This window comes from Marinilactibacillus kalidii, from assembly GCF_017599325.1.
Classification (GTDB): Bacteria; Bacillota; Bacilli; order Lactobacillales; family Carnobacteriaceae_A; genus Marinilactibacillus; species Marinilactibacillus kalidii.
Genome location: NZ_JAGFVM010000033.1, coordinates 13,030 through 35,252, shown reverse-complemented (window position 1 = coordinate 35,252; position 22,223 = coordinate 13,030). Strand labels below are relative to the sequence as shown.

Genomic DNA, 22,223 nt, shown 5'->3' with positions numbered 1-22,223 from the left:
TTCGATGTCGACCATTATTGAAAAACAGTCGAATATCCGTCGACTGTTTTCTAAATTAATCAGCAATCAGACCATGCAGCATGCTTATGTTTTTGAAGGCTTTGCAGGCACAGGGAAAAAAGAAATGGCTCTATGGGTCGCACAAGCTCTTTTCTGTCAGAATCCAGGTGAAAACCAAGCACCCTGCGGGAACTGTCACCAGTGTCAACGAATCCAAACTCATCAACATCCAGATGTTATTGAGATTGAACCAGATGGCTTATCCATAAAAGTTGCTCAAGTAAGAGAACTCAAAGAAGAGTTCTCTAAAAGTGGTGTGGAAAGTAAGCGTAAGTTATTCATTATCGAAGATATTGAAAAAATGACGCAGAACGCAGCGAATAGCTTGTTGAAGTTTCTGGAGGAACCAGATGGAGAGACAACTGCTTTGTTGCTAACAACAGCTAAACAACGGTTATTGCCAACGATACTTTCACGCTGTCAAATCGTTCACTTCCCTGTACGACCACTGAATGAGCGTATCAGCGAATTAGAAGAGCGAGGACTAACGACATCTCAATCAGCTTTAACAGCAAGAATAACACACGATGCAGAAAGAGCTGTAGCGCTAGCTGGAGACGAAGCGTTCCAACAACTCGTTGTGGCGACTTGGAACTGGTTTAAATTCCTCTCTAAAAAAGATGATCAGTCTTTTGTTTATGTCCAAACCGATTTGATGAGTACGGTAAAGGATAGAGAAGATAATCAACTTGTTGTCGATTTACTGATTATTATCTATCGTGATTTATTAAACCTGACCTATTCAGAATCGGTACTTGTTGCCTTTGTCAATCACGAGCCTCAGTTGAAGCAGCTTGCAGATCAGTACGCTAGTCGACAAATCACAGAAATTTTGACACAATTACTTGAAGCCAAGAAAAAACTGAATAGCAATGTTGCTGCGCAAGGTGTATTTGAAGATATCGCTTTACAAATGATAAGAACTTAAAATACAAAAAACACATAAAGCACATAAAGCACATAAAGCTAGTAAAAAATTATGGCAACTTTATGCATTGAGGGTTTGCCATTTCAATTCTAATCGTGTTATGCTATTACAAGACAGTGAGGAAACGTAGACTGTCTGTTCATGATCAAAGTCAAAGTTGAAACCGATGAAAAAGCTGAAGAGAAATGAAAAAGTGGTGAACAATGAATAAGAAAGAATTACATGACACATTTTCTGAGTTGGAATCCCAAGCAGAAGCCACTCTGAACACACTCAAACAAGTGAAGCAAGAGCTGTCTCAACTGACTGAAGAGAATAATGCATTGAGCATGGAAAATCAGCATTTAAGAGACAGGCTAGCTGAAATCGTTAAGCAACAATCAATTGAAAAGCAATTAAGTGATACTGGTATGACAAAATCTCGTATGAATCTAGAAAAAATTTACGAAGATGGTTTTCATGTTTGTAATTTGTTTTATGGATCCAGAAGAGATGGCGATGAGCCATGTGCTTTTTGTTTAGAAGTTATTTATGGTGAACGAAAATAAAGATGATTTACTTCAAAAAAATTTTCTACTATATATAGTGGTAATAGATAAAAACAAAATAGAATATTTGAAGTGCAAATCCTTGTACACTCTCGTTCTGCTCGTATTATTGAGCAAAATAACGAGAGTGTCTTTTTGTGCGCTAACACTATATGTTGTGTTCGGTTTAAAAAAATATACTATATAAGGTGTTTTATGCTTGAATTTTTTTAAAAGTCATGTAGAATAATAGATACGAAGTAAGAAGCACCGAGTACTGAATAGTGTGTCTAGTTTAAACCTTGACAGCACTATATATAGATAGGTGTTTTTACGTTGAAGTGCGTGTATTCAACCATTTTAAATGGCTGTAACGTGCTGAAAATTTAAACTTAACTCAATTAGTAAGAAAACTCTAGGAGGAATTTTTCATGTCAAACAAAACTGTCATTGTTTATTCAAAACCAAACTGTATGCAATGTAACTTCACTAAAAAATATTTAGAGGATAAAGGTATCCCATTTGAAATCAAAGATATCGCTGAAAATGAAGCAGCGATCGAAGAAGTGAAAAGCCTTGGCTTTAGCTCTTTACCAGTTGTACTTGCTGAAGGACTTGAAGCTTTCAATGGTTTCCGTCCGGACATGCTAAACCAATTGGCGTAATAAAGATGAAAGTCGTGTACTTTTCGCTCACAGGGCAAACTAGAAAATTCGTGAATAAACTAGAAATGGATTCGTTGGAATTAACGCCGACTGATCCATTTATTCCTGTAAATGAACCGTATATCATCATTACCCCTACCTATGATAGGGAAATGACTGAAATATTAAATGATTTTATTGAAACAGAACATAATCAATCATTTTTAAAAGGCGTAGCTGGCGGAGGGAATCTTAATTTTGCCCAGCTATTTGTTTTTACCGCGAAAGACCTCGCAGAAGAATATAACGTTCCTTTGATTCATTGCTTTGAATTTCAAGGAAACGAAGAAGACGTACTCAAAATAAAGAAAGTGGTGGATGATCTTGGCTACAACTAGTCCAGTGAAAGAACAAGCAAAAGAAGTAACGTATTTCCAACTAAACAATGAAATCAACCGTCCGGTAAACAATCAAATCCCGCTTCATAAAGACCGAGAAGCAGTTAAAGCGTACTTTATCGAACATGTAAATCCAAATACCGTCCCGTTCGATAGTATCGATCAAAAGATCGACTATTTGATTGAGCATGATTTTATTGAAGAAGGATTCATTGGTAAGTATTCAAGAACATTTATCACTGACTTGATCGAAGGACTTTATAATCAGAAATTCCGCTTCCGTTCGTTTATGTCTGCTTATAAATTTTACACACAGTATGCTTTGAAAACGAATGATGGCAATCGATTTCTAGAGCGATTCGAAGATCGTATTGCATTCAATGCCCTTTATCTGGCAAATGGGGATGAAGCACTAGCGACAAATATCGCAGAAGAGATCATCAACCAACGTTATCAACCAGCTACACCAACGTTCCTTAATGCAGGAAGAAAACGTCGTGGAGAACTTGTTTCATGCTTCCTGATCCAAACAACAGACGATATGAACAGTATTGGTCGTGCCATCAACTCTGCACTACAACTTTCTCGTATCGGTGGCGGCGTTGGGGTCAACCTGACTAACCTTAGAGCAGCAGGCGATCCAATCAAGAAAATCGAAAATGCCTCTAGTGGTGTATTACCGGTCATGAAGTTATTGGAAGACAGCTTTAGCTATTCTAACCAATTAGGACAGAGAAATGGTGCAGGCGCTGTTTACTTGAACATTTTCCATCCAGATATCATGAGCTTCTTGTCAACGAAAAAAGAAAATGCAGATGAAAAAGTTCGTGTGAAGACACTTTCTCTAGGCGTCGTCGTACCAGATAAATTCTACGACTTAGCTGCACGTAACGAAGAGATGTACCTATTTAGTCCATATGATGTTGAACGCATCTACGGAGAACCATTTGCTTATATCGATATTACGAAAGAATATGACAACATGGTAGCGAACCCTGAAATCAAAAAAACAAAAGTAAAAGCAAGAGATCTTGAAAATGAAATCTCTAAATTACAACAAGAATCTGGTTATCCATACGTGCTTAACGTTGATACTGCAAACAAAGCAAATCCTGTTTACGGAACCATCACAATGAGTAACTTATGTAGTGAAGTACTACAAGTACAAGAACCGTCACTCATCAAAGATAATCAAGAATATGAAACACTTGGAACAGACATCAGCTGTAACTTAGGTTCTACGAATGTCGTTAACCTGATGAAAACACCTGACTTTGAAAAATCAGTAGACGCAATGGTGCGTGCATTAACATATGTAACGGACCAATCAAACATCGAAGCCGTACCTTCTGTAAAAAATGGGAACGACAAGTACCACACGATCGGTCTTGGTGCAATGGGTCTACACACCTTCTTTGCGCTAAACCAAATGCACTATGGCTCTCCTGAATCGATTGAATTTACAGATGCTTACTTCATGCTACTAAACTATTACACGCTAAAAGCAAGTAACAAATTAGCAGCAGAACGTAAACAAGTTTTCCATAACTTTGAGAAATCTGACTATGCCAAAGGCACGTACTTCGACTATTATACAAATGCTGAGCACACGTTTGATTCAGAAAAAGTTGCTGCGATCTTTGCCGATCAAGGTATCCATATCCCAACTGTTGCAGATTGGGAAGCACTGAAAAAAGACGTACAAGAACAGGGGCTTTACCATCAATACCGTATGGCTGTAGCACCTACTGGTTCAATCAGTTATGTAAATGAAACATCTGCAAGTATCCACCCAATCACGCGTCTTGTTGAAGAGCGTCAAGAGAAATTGACAGGTAAAACTTATTACCCAGCACCCTACTTGTCTAATGAGACAATGCCTTATTACACGAGTGCTTATGATATGGATATGCGTAAGGTGATCGATATTTATGCTGCTGCTCAAAAACACGTGGATCAAGGAATGAGTTTAACGCTATTCATGCGTTCAGATATCCCAGAAGGTATCTATGAATGGAAAGATGGCAAGACAACTAAACAAACGACACGTGACTTAAATATCTTGAGACATTATGCGCACAAAAAAGGCATCAAATCTATTTATTATGTTCGTACGTTTACAGACGATGCAGAAGAAATTGGATCAAATGCATGTGAGAGCTGTACGATATAAATACTCGAACAACAGGCGAGGTAGCTGACGGTTGCCTCGCTCTTGTCGAGCAATGATCGTGCAGAAACCAATAAAAAATGAAGCGACGGACAAGGAGAATAGAGAATGACTGAAACTTACAAAGCGATTAACTGGAACCAGATTGAAGACATGGTCGATAAGTTGACATGGGAAAAACTAGTTGAGCAATTCTGGACAGATACACGTATTCCACTATCCAATGACTTGAGTGACTGGCAAAAATTGCCACTTGCAGAAAAAGATATGGTCGCAAAAGTGTTTGGTGGATTGACTTTACTAGATACGCTTCAATCTCAAGACGGTATTGGAGCATTGAAAAAGAATATTCGTACACAACATGAAGAAGCTGTCTATAATAACATTGAGTTCATGGAGTCAATGCACGCGAAAAGTTACAGTGCAATATTCAGTACATTGAACACTAAATCAGAAATTGATTCAATTTTTGAATGGACGCATACAAATGAAATGTTGCAGAAAAAAGCACAAATCGTTAATGCGATTTACCATGAAGGAACAGACCTGCAGAAGAAAGTAGCGAGTGTGTTTCTTGAATCATTCTTGTTTTACTCTGGATTTTTTGCGCCACTACACTATCTAGGAAACAGTAAAATGACAAACGTAGCAGAGATCATCAAACTGATTTTAAGAGATGAGTCCGTTCACGGTACGTACATTGGCTACAAGTTCCAAATTGGTTTCAATCAATTAGAGGAAACAAAACAAGAAGATCTTAAAAATTGGACATATGAGTTACTGTTCAAACTGTATGAAAATGAAATGGAATATACAGCTTATCTTTACGACGAGATTGGCTGGACAGATCGTGTAGGCGTATTCTTACGTTATAACGCCAATAAAGCATTACAAAACTTAGGATTTGATCCATTGTTCCCGGATACATCAGAAGATGTTGATCCTATCATCATGAACGGTATCTCTACCGGAACAAGTAATCATGACTTTTTCTCTCAAGTAGGAAATGGTTATTTACTAGGAATGGTCGAGTCGATGGAAGATGAAGACTACGTGAAATGGTATTAAAAGAAGGTTCAAAAGTCAATCCTGTCTATTAAAGGCAGGACTTGCTTTTAAACACCATTGTGAATAAACAATCAAAGTGACCGATCGTGAAAGGAGAATGACAAATGCAAATAGTCAATCAGGAGGAAAAACAGGCGATTGAAACAGAAAGTGCGTTAGATAATCTTATCGTAAAAAAAAGTGATGCCCGATTGCAAGGCTTTTCTATGAGTAAAATCATACATATTTATAAAAGGATGGTATCATCTTCTGAATGCTATACTGAAAATCGAGAAGACCGTTTGTCTAGGGGGATTGAAGAGAGACTGATTAAAAGGCAACATTCTGTTATTGATTCTTGTGAATTAGAACACATTTTAAAAGTGGTTTTAAATGAAATCGGCCAACCCAAACTAGTTATCCAGTTGAATGAAGAAAAAGAGAAAAAATTAGCAGACAAGACTTCACGCAGGGATATGAATCAAATGATCGGTCGCTTGTTAGCGCAAGACAAAGGGATGGTCAATGAGAATGCTAATAAGGATAGCCGTGTTTTTAATACACAAAGAGATTTAACAGCAGGTGTTGTGGGTAAAGCGATTGGATTGAAGTGGCTACCTGAAGCGGTAGCGAATGCGCATGAAAAAGGTGAAATACATTACCATGATTTAGACTATACACCTTACTCACCGATGAGTAATTGTTGCTTGATCGATTTCAAAGAAATGTTTGAGAAAGGCTTTCAAATCGGTAATGCAGAAGTCGAATCACCAAAATCGATTCAAACAGCCGCAGCTCAGACTGCGCAGATCATTGCGAATGTTGCTTCTAGTCAATATGGTGGTTGTACATTTGATCGAATCGATGAAGTCTTGGCACCTTATGCAAAACTAAATTACCTTAAGCATCAACAGACTGCTGAGGAGTGGATCACAGAGCCAGCAAGACAAGAAGCTTTTGTTATCGAGCGGACGAAAAAAGATATTTATGATGCCATGCAGAGTTTGGAGTATGAAATCAATACTTTATACACTTCTCAAGGCCAAACGCCCTTTACAACGATCGGATTTGGCTTAGGAACTTCTTGGATCGAACAGGAAATACAAAAAGCGATTTTAACGGTTCGCATCAATGGCTTGGGTAAAGAAAAACGGACAGCGATTTTTCCAAAGTTAGTCTTTACACTTAAAAGAGGTACCAATCTGAACCCAGAAGACCCAAATTATGCCATCAAGCAATTAGCCTTAGACTGTTCTTCAAAGCGGATGTATCCAGATATTTTATCCTATGATAAAATCGTATCGCTAACAGGAAGTTTTAAAGCACCGATGGGCTGCCGCTCATTTTTACAGGGCTGGAAAAATGATAAAGGTGAAGAGGTTAATGCTGGAAGAATGAACTTAGGCGTAGTGACACTCAATATTCCAAGAATCGCAATAGAAGCAGAAGGCTCAATCGAACGGTTCTGGCAGTTGCTAAAAGAACGTTTGGAAGTAGCACATGATGGGCTACTGTTCAAAGTCGCACGAGTGATGGAAGCAACACCTGAAAATGCCCCCATCTTATATATGCACGGTGCCTTCGGTGAGCGTTTGAAACAAACGGATAAAGTGGAGAAACTGTTCAAGAATAAACGTGCGACCGCTTCTCTTGGCTATATTGGATTGTATGAAGCTGCGACTGCATTCTATGGACCAGATTGGGAAGAAGATCCAGTAGCGAAACGATTTACAGTCGACATACTTGACTACTTGAAACAAGCAGCTGATCAGTGGGCCGATGAGATCGACCTACATGTCAGTATTTATTCAACGCCTAGTGAGAGTTTAACAGACCGTTTCTGTCAATTGGATAAAGAGAAATATGGCGAAATAAAAGATATAACGGATAAAGGCTATTACACAAACAGCTTCCATTATGACGTTAGAAAGAATCCTACGCCCTTTGAAAAAATTGAATTTGAAGAAGTGTATGCACCGTACACGAGTGGTGGATTTATTCATTACTGTGAATATCCAAAATTGCAGACGAATTTGAAAGCATTGGAAGCCGTTTGGGACTTTGCATATGACAAAGTAGGCTATTTAGGTACGAATACACCCATCGACCATTGTTATGCATGTGGATTTGAAGGTGATTTTGCCCCAACAGCGCATGGATTCAAATGTCCACAGTGTGGAAATACGGATCCTGAAACCTGTGATGTGGTCAAGCGGACATGCGGTTATCTTGGAAACCCTCAAAAACGACCTATGGTAGAAGGTAGACACAAAGAAATTTCTTCTAGAACGAAACATATGAAGGGAGAGGAGACGCATGAAAACTGATCCCGTTACTTGGACCTCAGAACAGTTTAGCCAACACTATATTGCAGATTACAAGCCTTATAATTTTGTAGATGGGGAAGGCGTCAGATGTAGTTTATATGTGAGTGGCTGCCCATTTGCCTGTAAAGGCTGTTATAACAAAGTAGCGCAAAATTTTGCTTATGGGAAACCTTATTCGATTGAACTAGAAGATCAAATCATCAGCGATCTTCGAGAAGACTATTGCCAAGGATTGACCTTACTTGGAGGAGAGCCCTTTTTAAATACAGGTGTCACCCTCCAGCTTAGCCAACGTGTAAGAAAAGAATTTAAGCATCAAAAAGACATTTGGTCTTGGACGGGCTACACATGGGATGAACTGATGAATGGAACAGCGGATAAACTGGAGTTATTGCAGTATTTAGATGTTGTTGTAGATGGGCGATTTGAATTGGATAAAAAAGATTTGAGTCTAGCTTTTAGAGGAAGTGCCAATCAAAATATCATCGATGTTCAGCAATCCTTATTAGCAGGGGAAATGATCTTGTGGAAAGACGGCCAATACCGTTGAAAACACAAAGAAATTAAGCGTATTTTATAAACATCTCTAAAAAAATCCTGAACGCATCAGTTTTTAGAGAAATGAGCGATCAAACGACCAAAAGAATGAAAACTATCTTTTCTTGCTTGCCTATTTCTGTTATATTTTCTACTATACCTTATTAGTATAATTAATTATATCGAATAAAAGTATAAAATAGATTGAATTGGTAAAAGGAGAGAAACAGTGGAAGATAAGAAAATAGAAATCAAACAGCATTATGGTCTTTTAACCGCCTTATCCATGATCGTGGGGATTTGTGTAGGGTCAGGAATCTTTTTTAAAGCAGATGATATCCTCACTTATACAGGCGGCGACGTTTTACTAGGCGTGCTAGTATTTTGTATCGGTGCATTATGCGTCATTTTTGGAAGTATTACATTGACAGAATTAGCAAGTAGAACAACGAAAACAGGTGGGATCGTTGGTTACTTTGAAGAATTTATTTCGCCCTCAGCAGCTAGTGCATTTGGTTGGTTTCAAGTATGGGTCTACTTCCCGACGATCACAGTCGTTGTTTCATGGGTAGCCGGCATCTATACAACGATGCTATTTGGTCTACCTTCAACACTTGAAATGCAAACGGGTATTGGACTCATTTATTTAACCTTTTTATTCGTAATGAACTATATTTCATTAAAAACAGGCGGTCGCTTCCAAAACCTGACAACTTTCATTAAATTGATTCCTTTGATTGGGATTGGTTTAGTTGGTTTATTCTGGAGTGCACCAAATCCTGAGATACCTAATGAAATCACGACGATCGGGACAAGTTCAGTTGGCTTAGGCTGGTTAGCAGCCTTAGCACCAATGGCTTTTTCATTTGAAGGATGGGTCATTTCAACGACCATCACACCAGAAGTGAAAAATGCCAAGCGCAATATGCCTATCGCATTGACGATTGGACCATTGATCGTCCTTGCTGTGTATTTGGCTTATTTCCTCGGAACCGTGTCCATCGTTGGAGAAGAATATATCTTATCTACAGGTGATGGCGCGATCAGCCAAATTGGTACTTCGATTCTTGGAGCAAATGGAGAGTCTATTATGTTGACCTTTGTATTGATTGCGGTACTAGGCGTGGTTAATGGGCTGACACTTGGCTATATCCGTTTGCCACAAGCATTAGCAATGAAAAACATGATACCAATGAGTGATAAAATCAAACTGATCGATTCAAAAAGAGAGTTGTCACCAGCCTCTACGATTTTCGCCTTTGCAGTAAGCTTAGTATGGATGGGGCTACATTACATCTCACAAAAAACCTCGTTATTATCTGGGGGAGACATCAGTGAAATCGCCATTGTATTCAGTTATCTTGCATACGCCGTACTCTATCTGAAAGTCATCCAACTGAAACGAGAAGGTGTTATCAAAAACGTCTTCTTAGGCTATATTGCGCCCATTCTTGGCACACTCGGTGCGCTCATTATATTGGTAGGGGGAATCTTCTCTAACCCGACATTCGTACCCTTCTTCCTGATTTTCTCTCTGCTCGTTTGTATCGCAGGATACGTGTACTATCAGAAGAAAAATCAAATCGCCTAAATCATCATAAACCAACCGCTCACTTCAGCAAAGCTGAAAAACAAAGCGGTTGGTTTATTTTTTTAGAATTTTTTACAAGTCATGAGATAGGGTGAATAAATGAATACAGATGAGACACTGGGTGAAGAAAAGCTAATCGATTTTTTACTTAAAAAAGTCATTTACTGAATCAAAAGGGAAACACAGTAAGCTAGCCCAAAGACACGATACCATCTAATTGATCTCGAATCTTTTCTCTTAAATGATGTGTGACCATCAATACAGTGAGGGTGGGATTGTTTACGAGATGCTGTTCAATTTTCAAGGCACTTGCTTCGTCTAGACTAGAGGTTCCTTCATCAATTAAAATAACAGACTTGCCGCGTATCAGTCCACGTGCTAATGCGATTCGCTGACGTTGTCCACCTGAAAGAGAACGTCCACCTTCACCAACTGGTGTGTCCAAACCATTCGGTAACTGGGGAATCAATTCATCTAGTGCGCTCTGAGCTATAGCTTCTTCCAAAAGTATGTCCGAAAATGATTCGCCCATTGTAATATTTTCTCGAATCGTTCCTTCAAAGAGATAGGGTGCCTGTTCAATGTAAAGCACATGCTGACGCAACTGTCGTCCGGTCAACTCGGACAATTCGTGACCCGAAAATGAGATCGAACCCGAATAATCTGTGAGTTTTCCATTAAGGAGGTGAAGAAGGGTTGATTTCCCGCTTCCGCTAGCACCGATGATGGCATACTTTCCACCGAGTGTAAAAGAGTAGGTCAAAGAATCAAACAATGATTTACTTCCGTAAGCATAAGAAACATTACGCAAATCAAAGCCGCTGTTTAGTTGAAAACCTTCATCTTCAGGTTGATCAAGACAAAGAATCTCCTCGAACTTTTCAAAAATTGGGCGTGTTGCGCGGATACCAGCAATTCGCTGACTAAGATTCCCGACAGTATTGAAAATAGTACTAGCAAGGTTCCCTGTGGATGCGATCGCACCGACTGTAAGGATAGATTGAAAGGCTAGAAAACCCGTTAATGCTAATACCGATAACTGTCCGAAGATATTACCGATTGCACCAAGAATGACAACAAAGCTCATCATTTTCGCCTGATGGTTCTTTGCATCAGCGAGTGCCAAAGAAGCATCATAAACCGTTGAAGTCAGTCGTTCTAACAAATTAAAAGAAAAAAGCGTATCAAAACCAGAAAGGACATCGGAAGACCTGCTTAGAAAGACTTCATTTTCTTTAGTGGTCGCAAGTGAAGCGGCAGCCAATTGCTTTTCAAATAACTTTGGCAACCAAAGGGTCAGCGCGCCAATCAGAAAACTTAATAAAACAATGCTCCAATGAAAAAAGAATAATGCGATCACGGATGTCGTCGTTGCAATCAAGCCCGACAAGACAGTATAACATTCATCGAAAGCACTGACCTCGATTGTATTCATATCATTACTTAACCAAGAAGCATAGGTGCCTACTTGCTTTTCGTGAAAGACTTTATAACTGACCTTTTCAAGCCTTTCTGTAATGGACTGACGAATAGCCGTCAGCATCCGTTGTTTGACGCGACTCATAACGTTGATTTGAAAAAAGGTAAAGACTAGAAACAACAAGTATACAAGCAACATCTGTAGGGTTGTCTGAATAAAACGGTCATAATTTGAATCGACTAGTGCATTAAAAGCATTCGCCATCAGAACACTTGCAAGCGTTTGACAGGAAGCCGTGACTAGTAGCAGCAAAGCAACAGCAGTATTATCTTTCCAAAACAATTTGATTATCGTAAACATTTTCTCACGTCCTTATTTTATTTGTACGTTTAGTATAAGTGAGGTAAACTAATCGAAAGTCAATGATTGCAGATATGCAAAAAAAGGGGGCTACTATGTACGGACAAGTATTTAAAACAATTAGAAAGAGTAAGGGGATGACGTTGAAAGAAGCGGGAGGATCCATTCTTTCGGTCTCTCAGTTATCCAGATTTGAAAATGGGAAATCAATGATACCCGTTGATTTATTTTTCGACCTATTGAATCAAATCAATACAACATCAGAAGAATTTCTCTATTTGAAAGGATCTGCCGCAGAGACCGCTATTCGACAATATTTTTTTCGCATCGAATATGCTGTCAATCATCAAAAAGATGATGAGATGAATCGGCTTAAAGAAGAAATCATTGCGACACGCCCTGCACCTTATAGCTGGCAGCAATTTATTCTTTATTTTATCGAGAGTCTCGAAGCAGTAAATGAAGACAAGCAGCAAAGTAACCAATTAATATTAGATTATCTGATGCAAGTTGAAGACTGGGGAGAAATGGAGCTTCGCCTATATGCGATGTTTGGATTTAATCTTGACGTAAAAACCACCCATCTATTAATGCGAACAGCTCTAAAGCGTAGTAAGCTGTATTTAGCGATCCCAAAAGACAGCAAACTCCTACATACGATATTGAGTAATAATTTCTCAACGTTTCTTTATCATAATAAAATTGATTATGCTGAAGAGACCATTGATGCATTTGAGCGAAGTTATTCGGAAAATGTCGATTTGCTTAGCCCGCACATCGACTTTATATTTAATAAAGGCCTATTAGCATTGAAGAAACAGCAAGAAGAAAAAGGAAAGCACTATTGCGAGCAAGCACTCGACATCTGTAGATTATTTAATCAAAAGAGTACGTTGAAGATACTTCAAAAACGGTATAAAACGTGGTTAAAAAAATTTCGGGATCCAGATTTTAAAGAATTAACCATCAATCTGGGTTTCATGGGTAATGAAGAAACAGAAGCAGGCTTACAGAAAAGGGGAAAGCGAAAATGACTGATGCACTAGATACGCTCTTATTTCATGACATGACGATTACTTGGATAGATGGTGGAATTACAGCAATGGATGGCGGCGCAATGTTTGGCCCGGTACCCAAACCGCTATGGTCAAAAAAATATCCAGTAAATGAAAAAAATCAAATCGAGTTACCGACCGATGCTATGCTAATTCAGTATCAACATAAAAACTATTTGATCGATGCAGGCGTTGGAACAGGTAAACTGACTGATAAACAAATTCGAAATTACGGTGTAGGGGAAGAAACAAAAGTCGAAGCAAGCTTACAGCAATTGGGCCTCACAGTGGACGATATAGATGGTGTTATAATGACCCATATGCATTTCGACCATGCCGGTGGACTGACCCAACAAAAGGATGGGGGTTATTATTCTACGTTTCCCAATGCAGTCATTTACGTAAACGAAATCGAATGGTCAGAGATTCGCCAGCCTAATATTCGCTCAAAAAGTACGTACTGGAAAGAAAACTGGGAGCCGATACAAGCACAAGTCCAGACCTTTGAAGATCGATTAGAGATTGTCTCAGGTATTGAGTTGATTCATACAGGTGGTCATAGTAAGGGACACTGTATCGTTAAATTAACACAAGGACAAGAAACCTTGTTACATCTGGCAGATATCATGCCAACGCATGCCCATCAAAACCCATTATGGGTACTAGGCTTTGATGATTATCCAATGGATACCATTGCTGCAAAACAGTATTGGATGAAAGAGGCTAAACGGCTTGATGCAAAGTTTTTATTTTACCACGATGCCTATTATCGTATGATACAGTGGCATAAAGAAGGCGACCAGGTCGTGAACCATTTGAAGCGGTCAAAACAACCGGCTTTACCCTTACATTATTAAGATATTTATAAGATGATAGTCAATAAAATTGCATATTACAGTAGATATGGTATAATGTAACTATATTAAGAATAAATATGAAACATTATATAAAATCGTTTTAACGAAGTTTAATCGATCTGGCGCAACTATAGAGTTGTAAGGACACGGTAGAGGTAGGGACTGTGTTGTTTAAATGAGAAACTCAGTAATATAATTTGAATAGTAATTTAACACCGAATCACTGTATAAATAATTTATTTTTAATTAGAGAGCCGCTCCCAATTGGGAAGCGGCTCTTGTCAATTCTAAAGTGTTTCTCAAATAGGAACGTCAAAATCAGTGTCGATATTAGAAGAGATATGCTATGATGAAGTTAATTAAATACATAAAGACCACTAGGGGGGCTTGCTGCTGAAATGCGAAGCTGAGATTGGAATATTCCTGACCCTTGGTACCTGATCTGGCTAAAACCAGCGGAGGAAAAGTGGATCATATGACTTTACAAAAGCTAGCTGATTGAAACAGCTTTATAAAGATGATTGATAAACCGATACCACTTCTCTGTCCTGATAAGGATAGTAAAGTGGTTTTTTGTATTTAAAAATCAAACGATATAGAGGAGAAATCATGGGAAATAAACAAACGGTCTTAGTTACAGGTTCTAGTAGAGGATTAGGAGCAGAAATTGCAAAGCTGTTCGGTGAAAAAGGGTATCAAGTCGTGGTGAACTATTTTAATAGTGAAGCGAAAGCGAATGAAGTCGTCGAAACCATCGGCAGTGAGCAGGCCATTGCCGTAAAAGCTGACGTTAGAGATAAAGAACAAGTGAAAGCAATGGTCGAGACTGTCAATGAGCGATTTGGATCGATCGACATCGTAGTGAATAATGCGCTGATCAATTTTGAATTCAATCCTTCAGCACAAGAAAAAGTGGAAGAGTTAACATGGGAAAATTATTCAGAACAGTTTGAAGGAACGATTCAAGCAGCGCTGAATACGATTCAGGCAGTGCTACCAAGTATGCGTAAAAACCAATATGGTAGAGTCATCAATATTGGAACGAATCTATTCCAAAATCCGGTCGTTCCTTATCACCAATACACGACAGCCAAAGCAGCATTGATTGGATTTACTAGAAATATGGCGAAAGAATTAGGTGCAGACCAAATCACAGTCAACATGGTCTCAGGTGGTTTACTAGAAAAGACAGATGCTAGCGCAGTGACCACACCAGAAGTATTTGATATGATTGCAGCTAGTTCTGCACTGAATCGCGTGACGACACCAGCAGATGTAGCAGAAGTGGTTTTATTTTTAGGCACGGAAGCTTCAAGAGGTGTGACTGGACAAAATATTGTTGTAGATAGTGGACTAACAATGAATTGATGATAGAACCCTTATCCGTGTTTTTTCAGAAGCTATGCCCGTATTGGGTATAGCTTTTGTTGATTCAGGGGTAATGTTCATAAGGAAAATTTGGTATACTGTAAGAAACGTAAAAAGAAGGAAGCTAGCGATTGAAAGAATTACTCAAAAACGATGAACGAATCGATCAGTTGATGCAATACGGTATTGAGATCATACAGAGCCCTTCTGTATTTTCATTTTCACTGGATGCCGTTCTACTAGGAGCATTTGCGCAAGTTCCCAAACATGCTCGCGCAAAGATCGTCGATCTTTGTTCCGGCAACGGTGCGGTAGCGCTTATGTTGAGCCAGCAAACAGCTAGCCCGGTAAAGGGCATAGAAATCCAAGAAAGATTAGTAGATATGGCTAAAAGAAGTGTTCAAGGGAATGGCTTATTGGACCAAGTAGAAATGATACAAGCCGACGTCAAAGCGGTCAAAGAACTCATTCAACATGACTCAGTTGACGTAGTGACTTGCAATCCGCCTTACTTTAAAGTAACAGAAGATAGCCTGAAGAATCCGAATACACATTTAGCAATTGCTAGACACGAAATCCACTTAGACTTAGAAGCCTTGATGAAAGCAACGGCTTTTTTATTGAAAACAAAAGGAAAAGCTTATTTTGTTCACCGACCAGATCGATTGCTTGAGATCTTGGATGCCATGCGAAAAGTTAATTTAGCGCCTAAAAGAGTGCGGTTTGTCTATCCAAAAGCAACAAAGGAAGCGAATATGGTATTGATTGAAGGGATCAAAAACGGGAAAGAATCTGGTTTTACCGTTCTTCCACCACTGGTTGTTTTTGATGAGCAAGACCACTATTTGCCTGAAGTGAGAAGGATGATTTATGGACCAGAAGAAAACGAAGGATAGCTATTTTTATGTGCTGCATTGTAAAGATGGCTCTTTTTATGGTGGTTACACAACTGATTTGGAACGTAGATTAAAAGAACATAATTCAGGAACGGGTGCGAAATATACCAAACCCACTTATCGTAGACCCTTGAGAATGATCTATGCAGAAGCGTATTCGACTAGAAGTGCCGCAACCAAAGCAGAGGCCGCTTTTAAAAAGCAAACAAGAAAAAGGAAAGAACGCTATTTGATCGATAATGGCGTCCAACTTCCCTTCCATCAGCAGAAACAGTATATCCTCAAAGAGAGAAAGGAAGTGGCTCATGCAGACGCAAAAGAGCTTTGAAGCAACAACACAAGGGATTTTATATCTTGTCCCTACACCGATTGGTAACCTAGAAGACATGACCTTTCGCGCTATTCGCCTACTCAAAGAAGCCGATAGAATAGCAGCTGAAGACACTAGAAATACGCAAAAATTATTGAATCACTTTGAGATCCAAACGAGTCAAATCAGCTTTCACGAACACAATTCAAAAGAACGTACCCCTTTTCTCGTTGAAAAATTACTATCTGGAGAAACGATTGCACAAGTGAGTGATGCCGGTATGCCGTCCATCAGTGATCCTGGTGTAGACTTAGTCAAAGCAGCTATCGAAGCGGGGATTACTGTTGTACCTTTACCCGGTGCGAACGCAGCGCTACCCGCATTGATTGCATCAGGAATCAGTCCACAACCGTTTTATTTTCATGGCTTCTTGCCGCGCAAGAAAAAAGACTTGAATGCGGAACTCGAAACTTTGAACAAACGTCAAGAAACGATCATTTTTTATGAATCACCACATCGATTAAAAGCATTGCTTGATCAAATCGAAAAAGTGATGGGTCCTGAACGGAAGATCGTCCTCGCCAGAGAATTGACGAAACGGTATGAAGAATTTATTAGAGGGACAATATCAGAAGTATCAGAGTGGGCTCAAAACGAGCAAATTCGTGGAGAATTTTGTGTGATTCTTGAAGGCAATGCCAATCCTGTTTCTGAGAATGAAACAGCAGAATGGCAAAACTGGACAATAAAAGAGCATGTTGAACAGGTGATGGATACTGAAGAGATGAGTAGTAAACAAGCGATCAAAGAAGTTTCTCAACGCCGGAGTCAACCTAAAAGAGACATTTATGCTGCTTATCACGAGATTTAAGCACATTATAGTATTCTTTAAAAAGATACAGTATACTAAAACAAATGAAGGAGGTTACCTCAAATGAAAAATTGGCCGAAACTCATCACGATTTTAACCGTAGGCGCTACATTAGCAGCTTGCAGCAATGATACAGAAGAAACGAACGTATCACCTGAAACGGAACAAGAAGCAACCAATCAAGCAGATTCAGATACAACCGATACAACTGAAAGTAACGAAACGACGGATACAACAGTAGATCAAGAAGCAACCTATCAGGCTGAACTAGATCAGGCACAAGCACAATATGATGCTGACCAACTTGATGAAGCCGCAGGAACGCTTTCTGTCCTTTTAAATGAAGATCTTTCTGATTATCCTTCGATCAAAACGGATGCCGAATCATTACAGAAAGAAGTAACCGTAGCGCAAGCAGAACAAGCAAGACAAGTTGCCGGGGTATCTTCTGATAAAGCAGGATTTCAGACGGAACGTAGTTCGGCTGTGCTCGCAGATAAATACTTAGCTGACAAAGGTCAGTCTATTAAAGAAGCATCAGATGATGACCTAGAAAATTGGTTAGCTGAGCAAGAAACGAAAACACCAGAAACCACTGCTGACTCAGAGACAACTAGCGAAGAGACGACAAAACCTGAACCGGGTAAAACATTCGCGACAGACGAAGAAGCAGAAGATTACGCCTTTACACAATTGATTCAAAGTCAACAACTGACAAATGAAGACTATTCGTATTTTGTCAACAAAACAGACGAACAGTGGGTAACGATCGAAGTAAGAGAATCTATGGAACAAGATGGTGCGGAATGGTCTAATTTAATTGGCATGTACCGTTACAATCTTGAAGACGACACGATCCAAAAACTGAATTCTGTCTCAGGGAATTATGAAGCTGTAAATTAAATCGTTAAACACTAAACCACCGATACGTTTATTCGTCGGTGGTTTTTGATTGTCATTTTCTAATGTATGACTGAATATTAGAAATTTAGACCACCCTATGTCATAATAGAAAAAAGGAGTGGAAGAGATGTCGAAATATATTTTAGCCTTTAGAGAACTAGAATCTGAACAGCAGAAAAGAATTGAGGAACTTGCACCAGACTATAAGGCCATTCGTTCAATAGAGGATGCGGATGCTATAGAGAATATCGAAGTCTTATATAGTTGGAATAAAGACAAAGGCACTGAATTGCTGGAAAATAAACAGAATCAAATCAAATGGATTCAGACAGCTTCTGCCGGAATCGATTACTTGGATTTAGAGTCACTGGAAAATCAAGAAATCGTGTTGACCAACTCAAGCGGGATTCATGCAAAAGGTATCGCAGAATCAACGATGGCAATGATTTTAAATTATACAAGAGGAATCGGCCATTCTGTCAAAGCACAAATGGATGCAAAATGGTCAGAGTTGGATACACTCATCGAATTAGAAGAGAAAACCATTCTTATTGTAGGAACTGGCGCAATTGGTAAGCAAGTTGGAAAACTCGCAAAAGCATTTGATATGAAAACTATTGGTATCAATCGTAGTGGTGAAAAAGCTGAACATATGGATGTGCAACATACCCAAGATGAACTGTCAGAAGTTATTGGTCAAGCGGATGTCGTCGTCAATATCCTACCGCTGACAGACGAAACGGAAAACTTTTTTGACAAAGAACAATTCAGTAAAATGAAAAACCAGTCGATTTTCATCAATGTCGGAAGAGGTGGATCAGTCGTGACAGATGACTTGATAGATGCGCTTGAGGATGGTAAGTTGGCATACGCCGGTCTTGACGTTTTACATGAAGAACCGCTTCCAGAGGATCATCCATTATGGAAACGTGATGATGTACTGATCACTCCGCACATTTCAGGACATATAGAAAATTATGATCGCCACCTTTTCCCCATATTTGAGAAAAATCTAGAAGCCTTTGTTAAAGGAGAATCTTTACCCATCAATGTGGTCGATTATACAAAAGGTTATTGAAAGTCAGTTATAAAATGAAATGAAGTAGAAAGGCACGATAGCGCTTGAGAGAGCGATGGCGTGCCTTTTTTTATTGTTATAAAATAATATGAAAATAGAACTGTTAAATTGAATATATGTATAAATATTTAACATATAGATTTTAATTACATAAAATGATGGTTTTTATTCATAAAAAAGAATAAAAAGGTTGACTTCTAATTTTTGCTCGTGTAGACTACGGTTTAACATCAACGAACAAGAGAGTAAGTGGAGGAGATTCATCAATGCCTAACGGCAATCAGCGAGTCGACACAGAGTGGAAGGTCGGCATGAATACTTCACTGAACCGCACTTGGAAGATGCTGTTTCAACTAATCTAAAAACCAATAAACGATTAGAAGAACCAGCCGTTTTGCAGCGTTATTGCACTGAGGTGGCAGACAAAAGAGAAACAATTGCTTTATAATCGTCTGCAAGTAGAGTGGTACCGCGATGATAAATCGTCTCTGTGTAAAAACAGTAGACGGTTTTTTTTATTACCCAAAATAAGATAAAGCAGAAAAAGGAGACGAAATCATGACAAATAAAACCTATAATAAAATCGTATTAGCTTACTCTGGAGGACTGGATACTTCAGTGATCATTCACTGGTTAAAAGCACACTATCATTGTGAGATCATTGCTGTTACAGCAAATGTAGGCCAAGAAGATGAATTGGAAGGGCTTGAAGAAAAAGCTTTAAAAACGGGTGCTTCTAAATTTTACTTAGCCGAAGTAGAAGAGGCATTTGTCTATGATTCAATCTTTCCAACATTGAAAGCTGGCGCCATTTATGAAAACAAATACTTATTAGGGACAGCGACCGCTCGTCCAATCATCGCCAAAGCTTTGGTCGATATCGCAAAACAAGAAGGTGCAGATGCTATCTGTCATGGTTGTACAGGAAAAGGAAACGATCAGGTTCGTTTCGAAATGGGGATCAAAGCACTCGCTCCGGAGTTGGATATCATTGCACCATGGAGAACATGGGACATTACTTCTCGTGAAGAAGCGATTGATTATGCAGAAACGAATCAAATTCCTTTGAAAATCTCTCGTGAAACAAACTATTCAAAAGACAAAAATCTCTGGCACTTGTCTCATGAAGGCTTAGACCTTGAAAACCCAATGAATGAACCTAAATACGATCAGATTCTTGAAATGAGTGTCACGCCAGAACAAGCACCAGATAAACCTGCTTATGTCAGTATTTCATTTGAAAAAGGTATCCCGGTGGCTATCGATGGGAAAGAGACAGACGGCGTAACGCTGATTAAGACGTTAAATACAATCGGAGGACAACATGCGATAGGCATACTGGATATGATCGAAAATCGTCTTGTAGGAATGAAGAGCCGTGGTGTTTATGAAACACCAGGAGGAACGCTACTCTACTTTGCGCATGAACAATTAGAAATGATCACCCTTGATAAAGAAACACTTCAGTATAAACAAACTTTAGCACAACAATATGCCAATTTAGTTTATAATGGTCAGTTTTTCACACCACTCAAACAAGCGATGGATGCCTTTATCGATGAAACGCAAAAAACCGTTACAGGAACAGTTGAGTTGAAACTGTACAAAGGGAACATGGTAGTTTCTAGTGTCACTTCGCCATATAGTCTGTATTCTGAAGCATTTGCAACGTTTGATGAAGATGATGTATACAATCAAGGCGATGCAGCAGGCTTTATTAATCTATATAGCTTATCTAGTGTGATTCAAGCTGAAATGAAACAAAAAACCCAATTTGCCAAAGAAGCGCAGAAGCAAATGGACGGTACTCAGGAAGGAATCAAGCTATGAGTAAAGTTAAAGTAGGTGTTATTGGGGCGAGCGGGTTTGTGGGGGCTGAACTAACCAAGCTATTATTGCATCATCCTAATGTCCAGTTAATGGGGGTTTCATCCGTCAATCACATCGGAGAGTCGTTATCAACCATCTTCCCAGCCTTTAACGGACCATTAGATCAGAAGTTTTCAGATAACGAAACGGTTATTTCGCAATCTGACGTAGTATTTCTCTGCCTACCACATGGAAAGAGCGAAGCCCTCGTTAAACAGTGTATCGAGTTGGGGAAAAAGGTCATTGATATCGGAGCCGACTTTCGATTGAAAGATTTAGAAGCTTATACAGAATGGTACGACGTCCAAGTTGCCTATCCCGAATTAAGGGAATCAGCAGTATATGGATTACCGGAACTTAACCGAGAACAAATTATAAAAGCACAACTGATTGCTAATCCTGGTTGTTATCCAACGAGTATCTTATTAGGCCTTTACCCAGCTATAAAAGCGGGTTTGATTGATCCTGAAAAATTGATCATCGATGCAAAATCAGGGGTAACAGGGGCGGGCAAAACGTTATCAGAAGGCACCCATTTTCCTATAAAAAACGAAGGGTTTAATGCCTACAAAGTAGGAAGTCACCGGCATACACCTGAAATCGAAGAGACGATTGAGAAAATGGGCGGCGGAAACATCAACTGCTCGTTCGTTCCTCATCTTTTACCAGTCAATCGAGGAATTTTATCCACAATCTATGTGGATATCAAAGAAGGGGTAACGGCAGAAGAGATTCATGAAATTTATGAAGCAGCTTATCAAGCAGAGCCATTTGTCACGGTCTTGAAAGCAGGAAACCTTCCAGATATCAGTCACGTAACGCATTCCAATCAATGTCACATCGGTCTTACAGTAGATCAGCGGACAAACCGACTGATCATCGTGAGTGTAATCGATAATATGCAAAAAGGTGCAGCAGGACAGGCGGTACAAAATTTCAATTTGATGAATGGATTTTTAGAGACAGAAGGACTTTCGATGGTAGCCCCATCGTTTTGAGGTGAAAAA

At 39.2% G+C, this 22,223-nt stretch carries 20 protein-coding genes, 1 riboswitch and 1 other annotated feature; of the genes, 19 read left to right on the top strand and 1 reads right to left on the bottom strand.

Annotated features, from left to right (window positions below; all coding sequences use genetic code 11):
* The first annotated feature begins 4 nt into the window (after window positions 1–4).
* From holB to J5J05_RS08430, 9 genes are all read left to right on the top strand, one after another.
* On the top strand, window positions 5–988 hold the full coding sequence (gene holB, locus J5J05_RS08470; protein ID WP_208560254.1) for a DNA polymerase III subunit delta': 984 nt from the start codon (window positions 5–7) through the stop codon (window positions 986–988).
* A 203-nt stretch (window positions 989–1,191) separates the two neighbouring features.
* A complete protein-coding gene (locus J5J05_RS08465) occupies window positions 1,192–1,536 on the top strand; it encodes an initiation-control protein YabA (RefSeq protein ID WP_208560253.1) in 345 nt (114 codons plus the stop codon).
* 410 nt (window positions 1,537–1,946) lie between these two features.
* A complete protein-coding gene (gene nrdH / locus J5J05_RS08460) occupies window positions 1,947–2,180 on the top strand; it encodes a glutaredoxin-like protein NrdH (RefSeq protein ID WP_208560252.1) in 234 nt (77 codons plus the stop codon).
* A 5-nt stretch (window positions 2,181–2,185) separates the two neighbouring features.
* Window positions 2,186–2,557 carry a class Ib ribonucleoside-diphosphate reductase assembly flavoprotein NrdI gene (gene nrdI / locus J5J05_RS08455; protein ID WP_208560251.1) on the top strand — a complete coding sequence of 124 codons (372 nt, stop codon included), beginning with the start codon at window positions 2,186–2,188 and terminating at the stop codon, window positions 2,555–2,557.
* A gap of 4 nt (window positions 2,558–2,561) precedes the next feature.
* Window positions 2,562–4,730: a class 1b ribonucleoside-diphosphate reductase subunit alpha gene (nrdE, locus tag J5J05_RS08450; RefSeq protein WP_425270354.1), complete on the top strand. Its 2,169-nt coding sequence runs from the start codon at window positions 2,562–2,564 to the stop codon at window positions 4,728–4,730.
* Between the two features lie 105 nt (window positions 4,731–4,835).
* Window positions 4,836–5,795, top strand: coding sequence for a class 1b ribonucleoside-diphosphate reductase subunit beta (gene nrdF, locus J5J05_RS08445; RefSeq protein ID WP_208560249.1), 960 nt, complete (start codon window positions 4,836–4,838; stop codon window positions 5,793–5,795).
* Between the two features lie 104 nt (window positions 5,796–5,899).
* The gene (gene nrdD / locus J5J05_RS08440) at window positions 5,900–8,101 is read left to right on the top strand and encodes an anaerobic ribonucleoside-triphosphate reductase (protein WP_208560248.1); all 2,202 of its coding nucleotides are present in this window, start codon (window positions 5,900–5,902) and stop codon (window positions 8,099–8,101) included.
* Window positions 8,091–8,651, top strand: a complete 561-nt coding sequence (gene nrdG, locus J5J05_RS08435; RefSeq protein ID WP_208560247.1) for an anaerobic ribonucleoside-triphosphate reductase activating protein — start codon at window positions 8,091–8,093, stop codon at window positions 8,649–8,651. The genes nrdD and nrdG overlap by 11 nt, the downstream gene beginning before the upstream one ends.
* A 216-nt stretch (window positions 8,652–8,867) precedes the next feature.
* Window positions 8,868–10,229 (top strand): APC family permease, encoded by a 1,362-nt coding sequence (locus J5J05_RS08430; RefSeq protein ID WP_208560246.1) that lies wholly within the window; start codon window positions 8,868–8,870, stop codon window positions 10,227–10,229.
* A gap of 190 nt (window positions 10,230–10,419) precedes the next feature.
* Here J5J05_RS08430 and J5J05_RS08425 read toward each other — a convergent pair whose 3' ends face one another.
* Window positions 10,420–12,009 (bottom strand): ABC transporter ATP-binding protein, encoded by a 1,590-nt coding sequence (locus J5J05_RS08425; protein WP_208560245.1) that lies wholly within the window; start codon window positions 12,007–12,009, stop codon window positions 10,420–10,422.
* A 95-nt stretch (window positions 12,010–12,104) separates the two neighbouring features.
* On the opposite strand from J5J05_RS08425, the gene J5J05_RS08420 reads away from it, so the two are divergent.
* The 10 genes from J5J05_RS08420 to argC all read left to right on the top strand — a co-directional run bounded on the left by J5J05_RS08420 (window position 12,105) and on the right by argC (window position 22,214).
* A complete protein-coding gene (locus J5J05_RS08420; RefSeq protein ID WP_208560244.1) occupies window positions 12,105–13,043 on the top strand; it encodes an Rgg/GadR/MutR family transcriptional regulator in 939 nt (312 codons plus the stop codon).
* A complete protein-coding gene (locus J5J05_RS08415; protein WP_208560243.1) occupies window positions 13,040–13,921 on the top strand; it encodes a YtnP family quorum-quenching lactonase in 882 nt (293 codons plus the stop codon). Before J5J05_RS08420 ends, J5J05_RS08415 begins: the two co-directional genes overlap by 4 nt.
* 369 nt (window positions 13,922–14,290) lie before the next feature.
* Window positions 14,291–14,403: riboswitch (TPP riboswitch) on the top strand.
* Window positions 14,404–14,530: 127 nt separating this feature from the next.
* Window positions 14,531–15,289 (top strand): 3-oxoacyl-ACP reductase, encoded by a 759-nt coding sequence (locus J5J05_RS08410; protein ID WP_208560242.1) that lies wholly within the window; start codon window positions 14,531–14,533, stop codon window positions 15,287–15,289.
* 173 nt (window positions 15,290–15,462) lie between these two features.
* A complete protein-coding gene (locus tag J5J05_RS08405; RefSeq protein ID WP_208560279.1) occupies window positions 15,463–16,185 on the top strand; it encodes a tRNA1(Val) (adenine(37)-N6)-methyltransferase in 723 nt (240 codons plus the stop codon).
* Entirely contained in the window at window positions 16,160–16,513 is a 354-nt protein-coding gene (locus J5J05_RS08400) for a GIY-YIG nuclease family protein (RefSeq protein WP_208560241.1), read from the top strand. Before J5J05_RS08405 ends, J5J05_RS08400 begins: the two co-directional genes overlap by 26 nt.
* Window positions 16,491–17,366: a 16S rRNA (cytidine(1402)-2'-O)-methyltransferase gene (gene rsmI, locus J5J05_RS08395; RefSeq protein ID WP_208560240.1), complete on the top strand. Its 876-nt coding sequence runs from the start codon at window positions 16,491–16,493 to the stop codon at window positions 17,364–17,366. Before J5J05_RS08400 ends, rsmI begins: the two co-directional genes overlap by 23 nt.
* A gap of 63 nt (window positions 17,367–17,429) precedes the next feature.
* On the top strand, window positions 17,430–18,269 hold the full coding sequence (locus tag J5J05_RS08390) for a hypothetical protein (protein WP_208560239.1): 840 nt from the start codon (window positions 17,430–17,432) through the stop codon (window positions 18,267–18,269).
* A gap of 127 nt (window positions 18,270–18,396) precedes the next feature.
* Window positions 18,397–19,347, top strand: a complete 951-nt coding sequence (locus J5J05_RS08385) for a phosphoglycerate dehydrogenase (protein ID WP_208560238.1) — start codon at window positions 18,397–18,399, stop codon at window positions 19,345–19,347.
* Between the two features lie 224 nt (window positions 19,348–19,571).
* Window positions 19,572–19,840: a binding site (T-box leader), on the top strand.
* 65 nt (window positions 19,841–19,905) lie between these two features.
* Complete coding sequence (locus tag J5J05_RS08380) at window positions 19,906–21,177, top strand: argininosuccinate synthase (protein ID WP_208560237.1); 1,272 nt, start codon at window positions 19,906–19,908, stop codon at window positions 21,175–21,177.
* Window positions 21,174–22,214 (top strand): N-acetyl-gamma-glutamyl-phosphate reductase, encoded by a 1,041-nt coding sequence (argC, locus tag J5J05_RS08375; protein ID WP_208560236.1) that lies wholly within the window; start codon window positions 21,174–21,176, stop codon window positions 22,212–22,214. The genes J5J05_RS08380 and argC overlap by 4 nt, the downstream gene beginning before the upstream one ends.
* Window positions 22,215–22,223 lie beyond the last annotated feature (9 nt).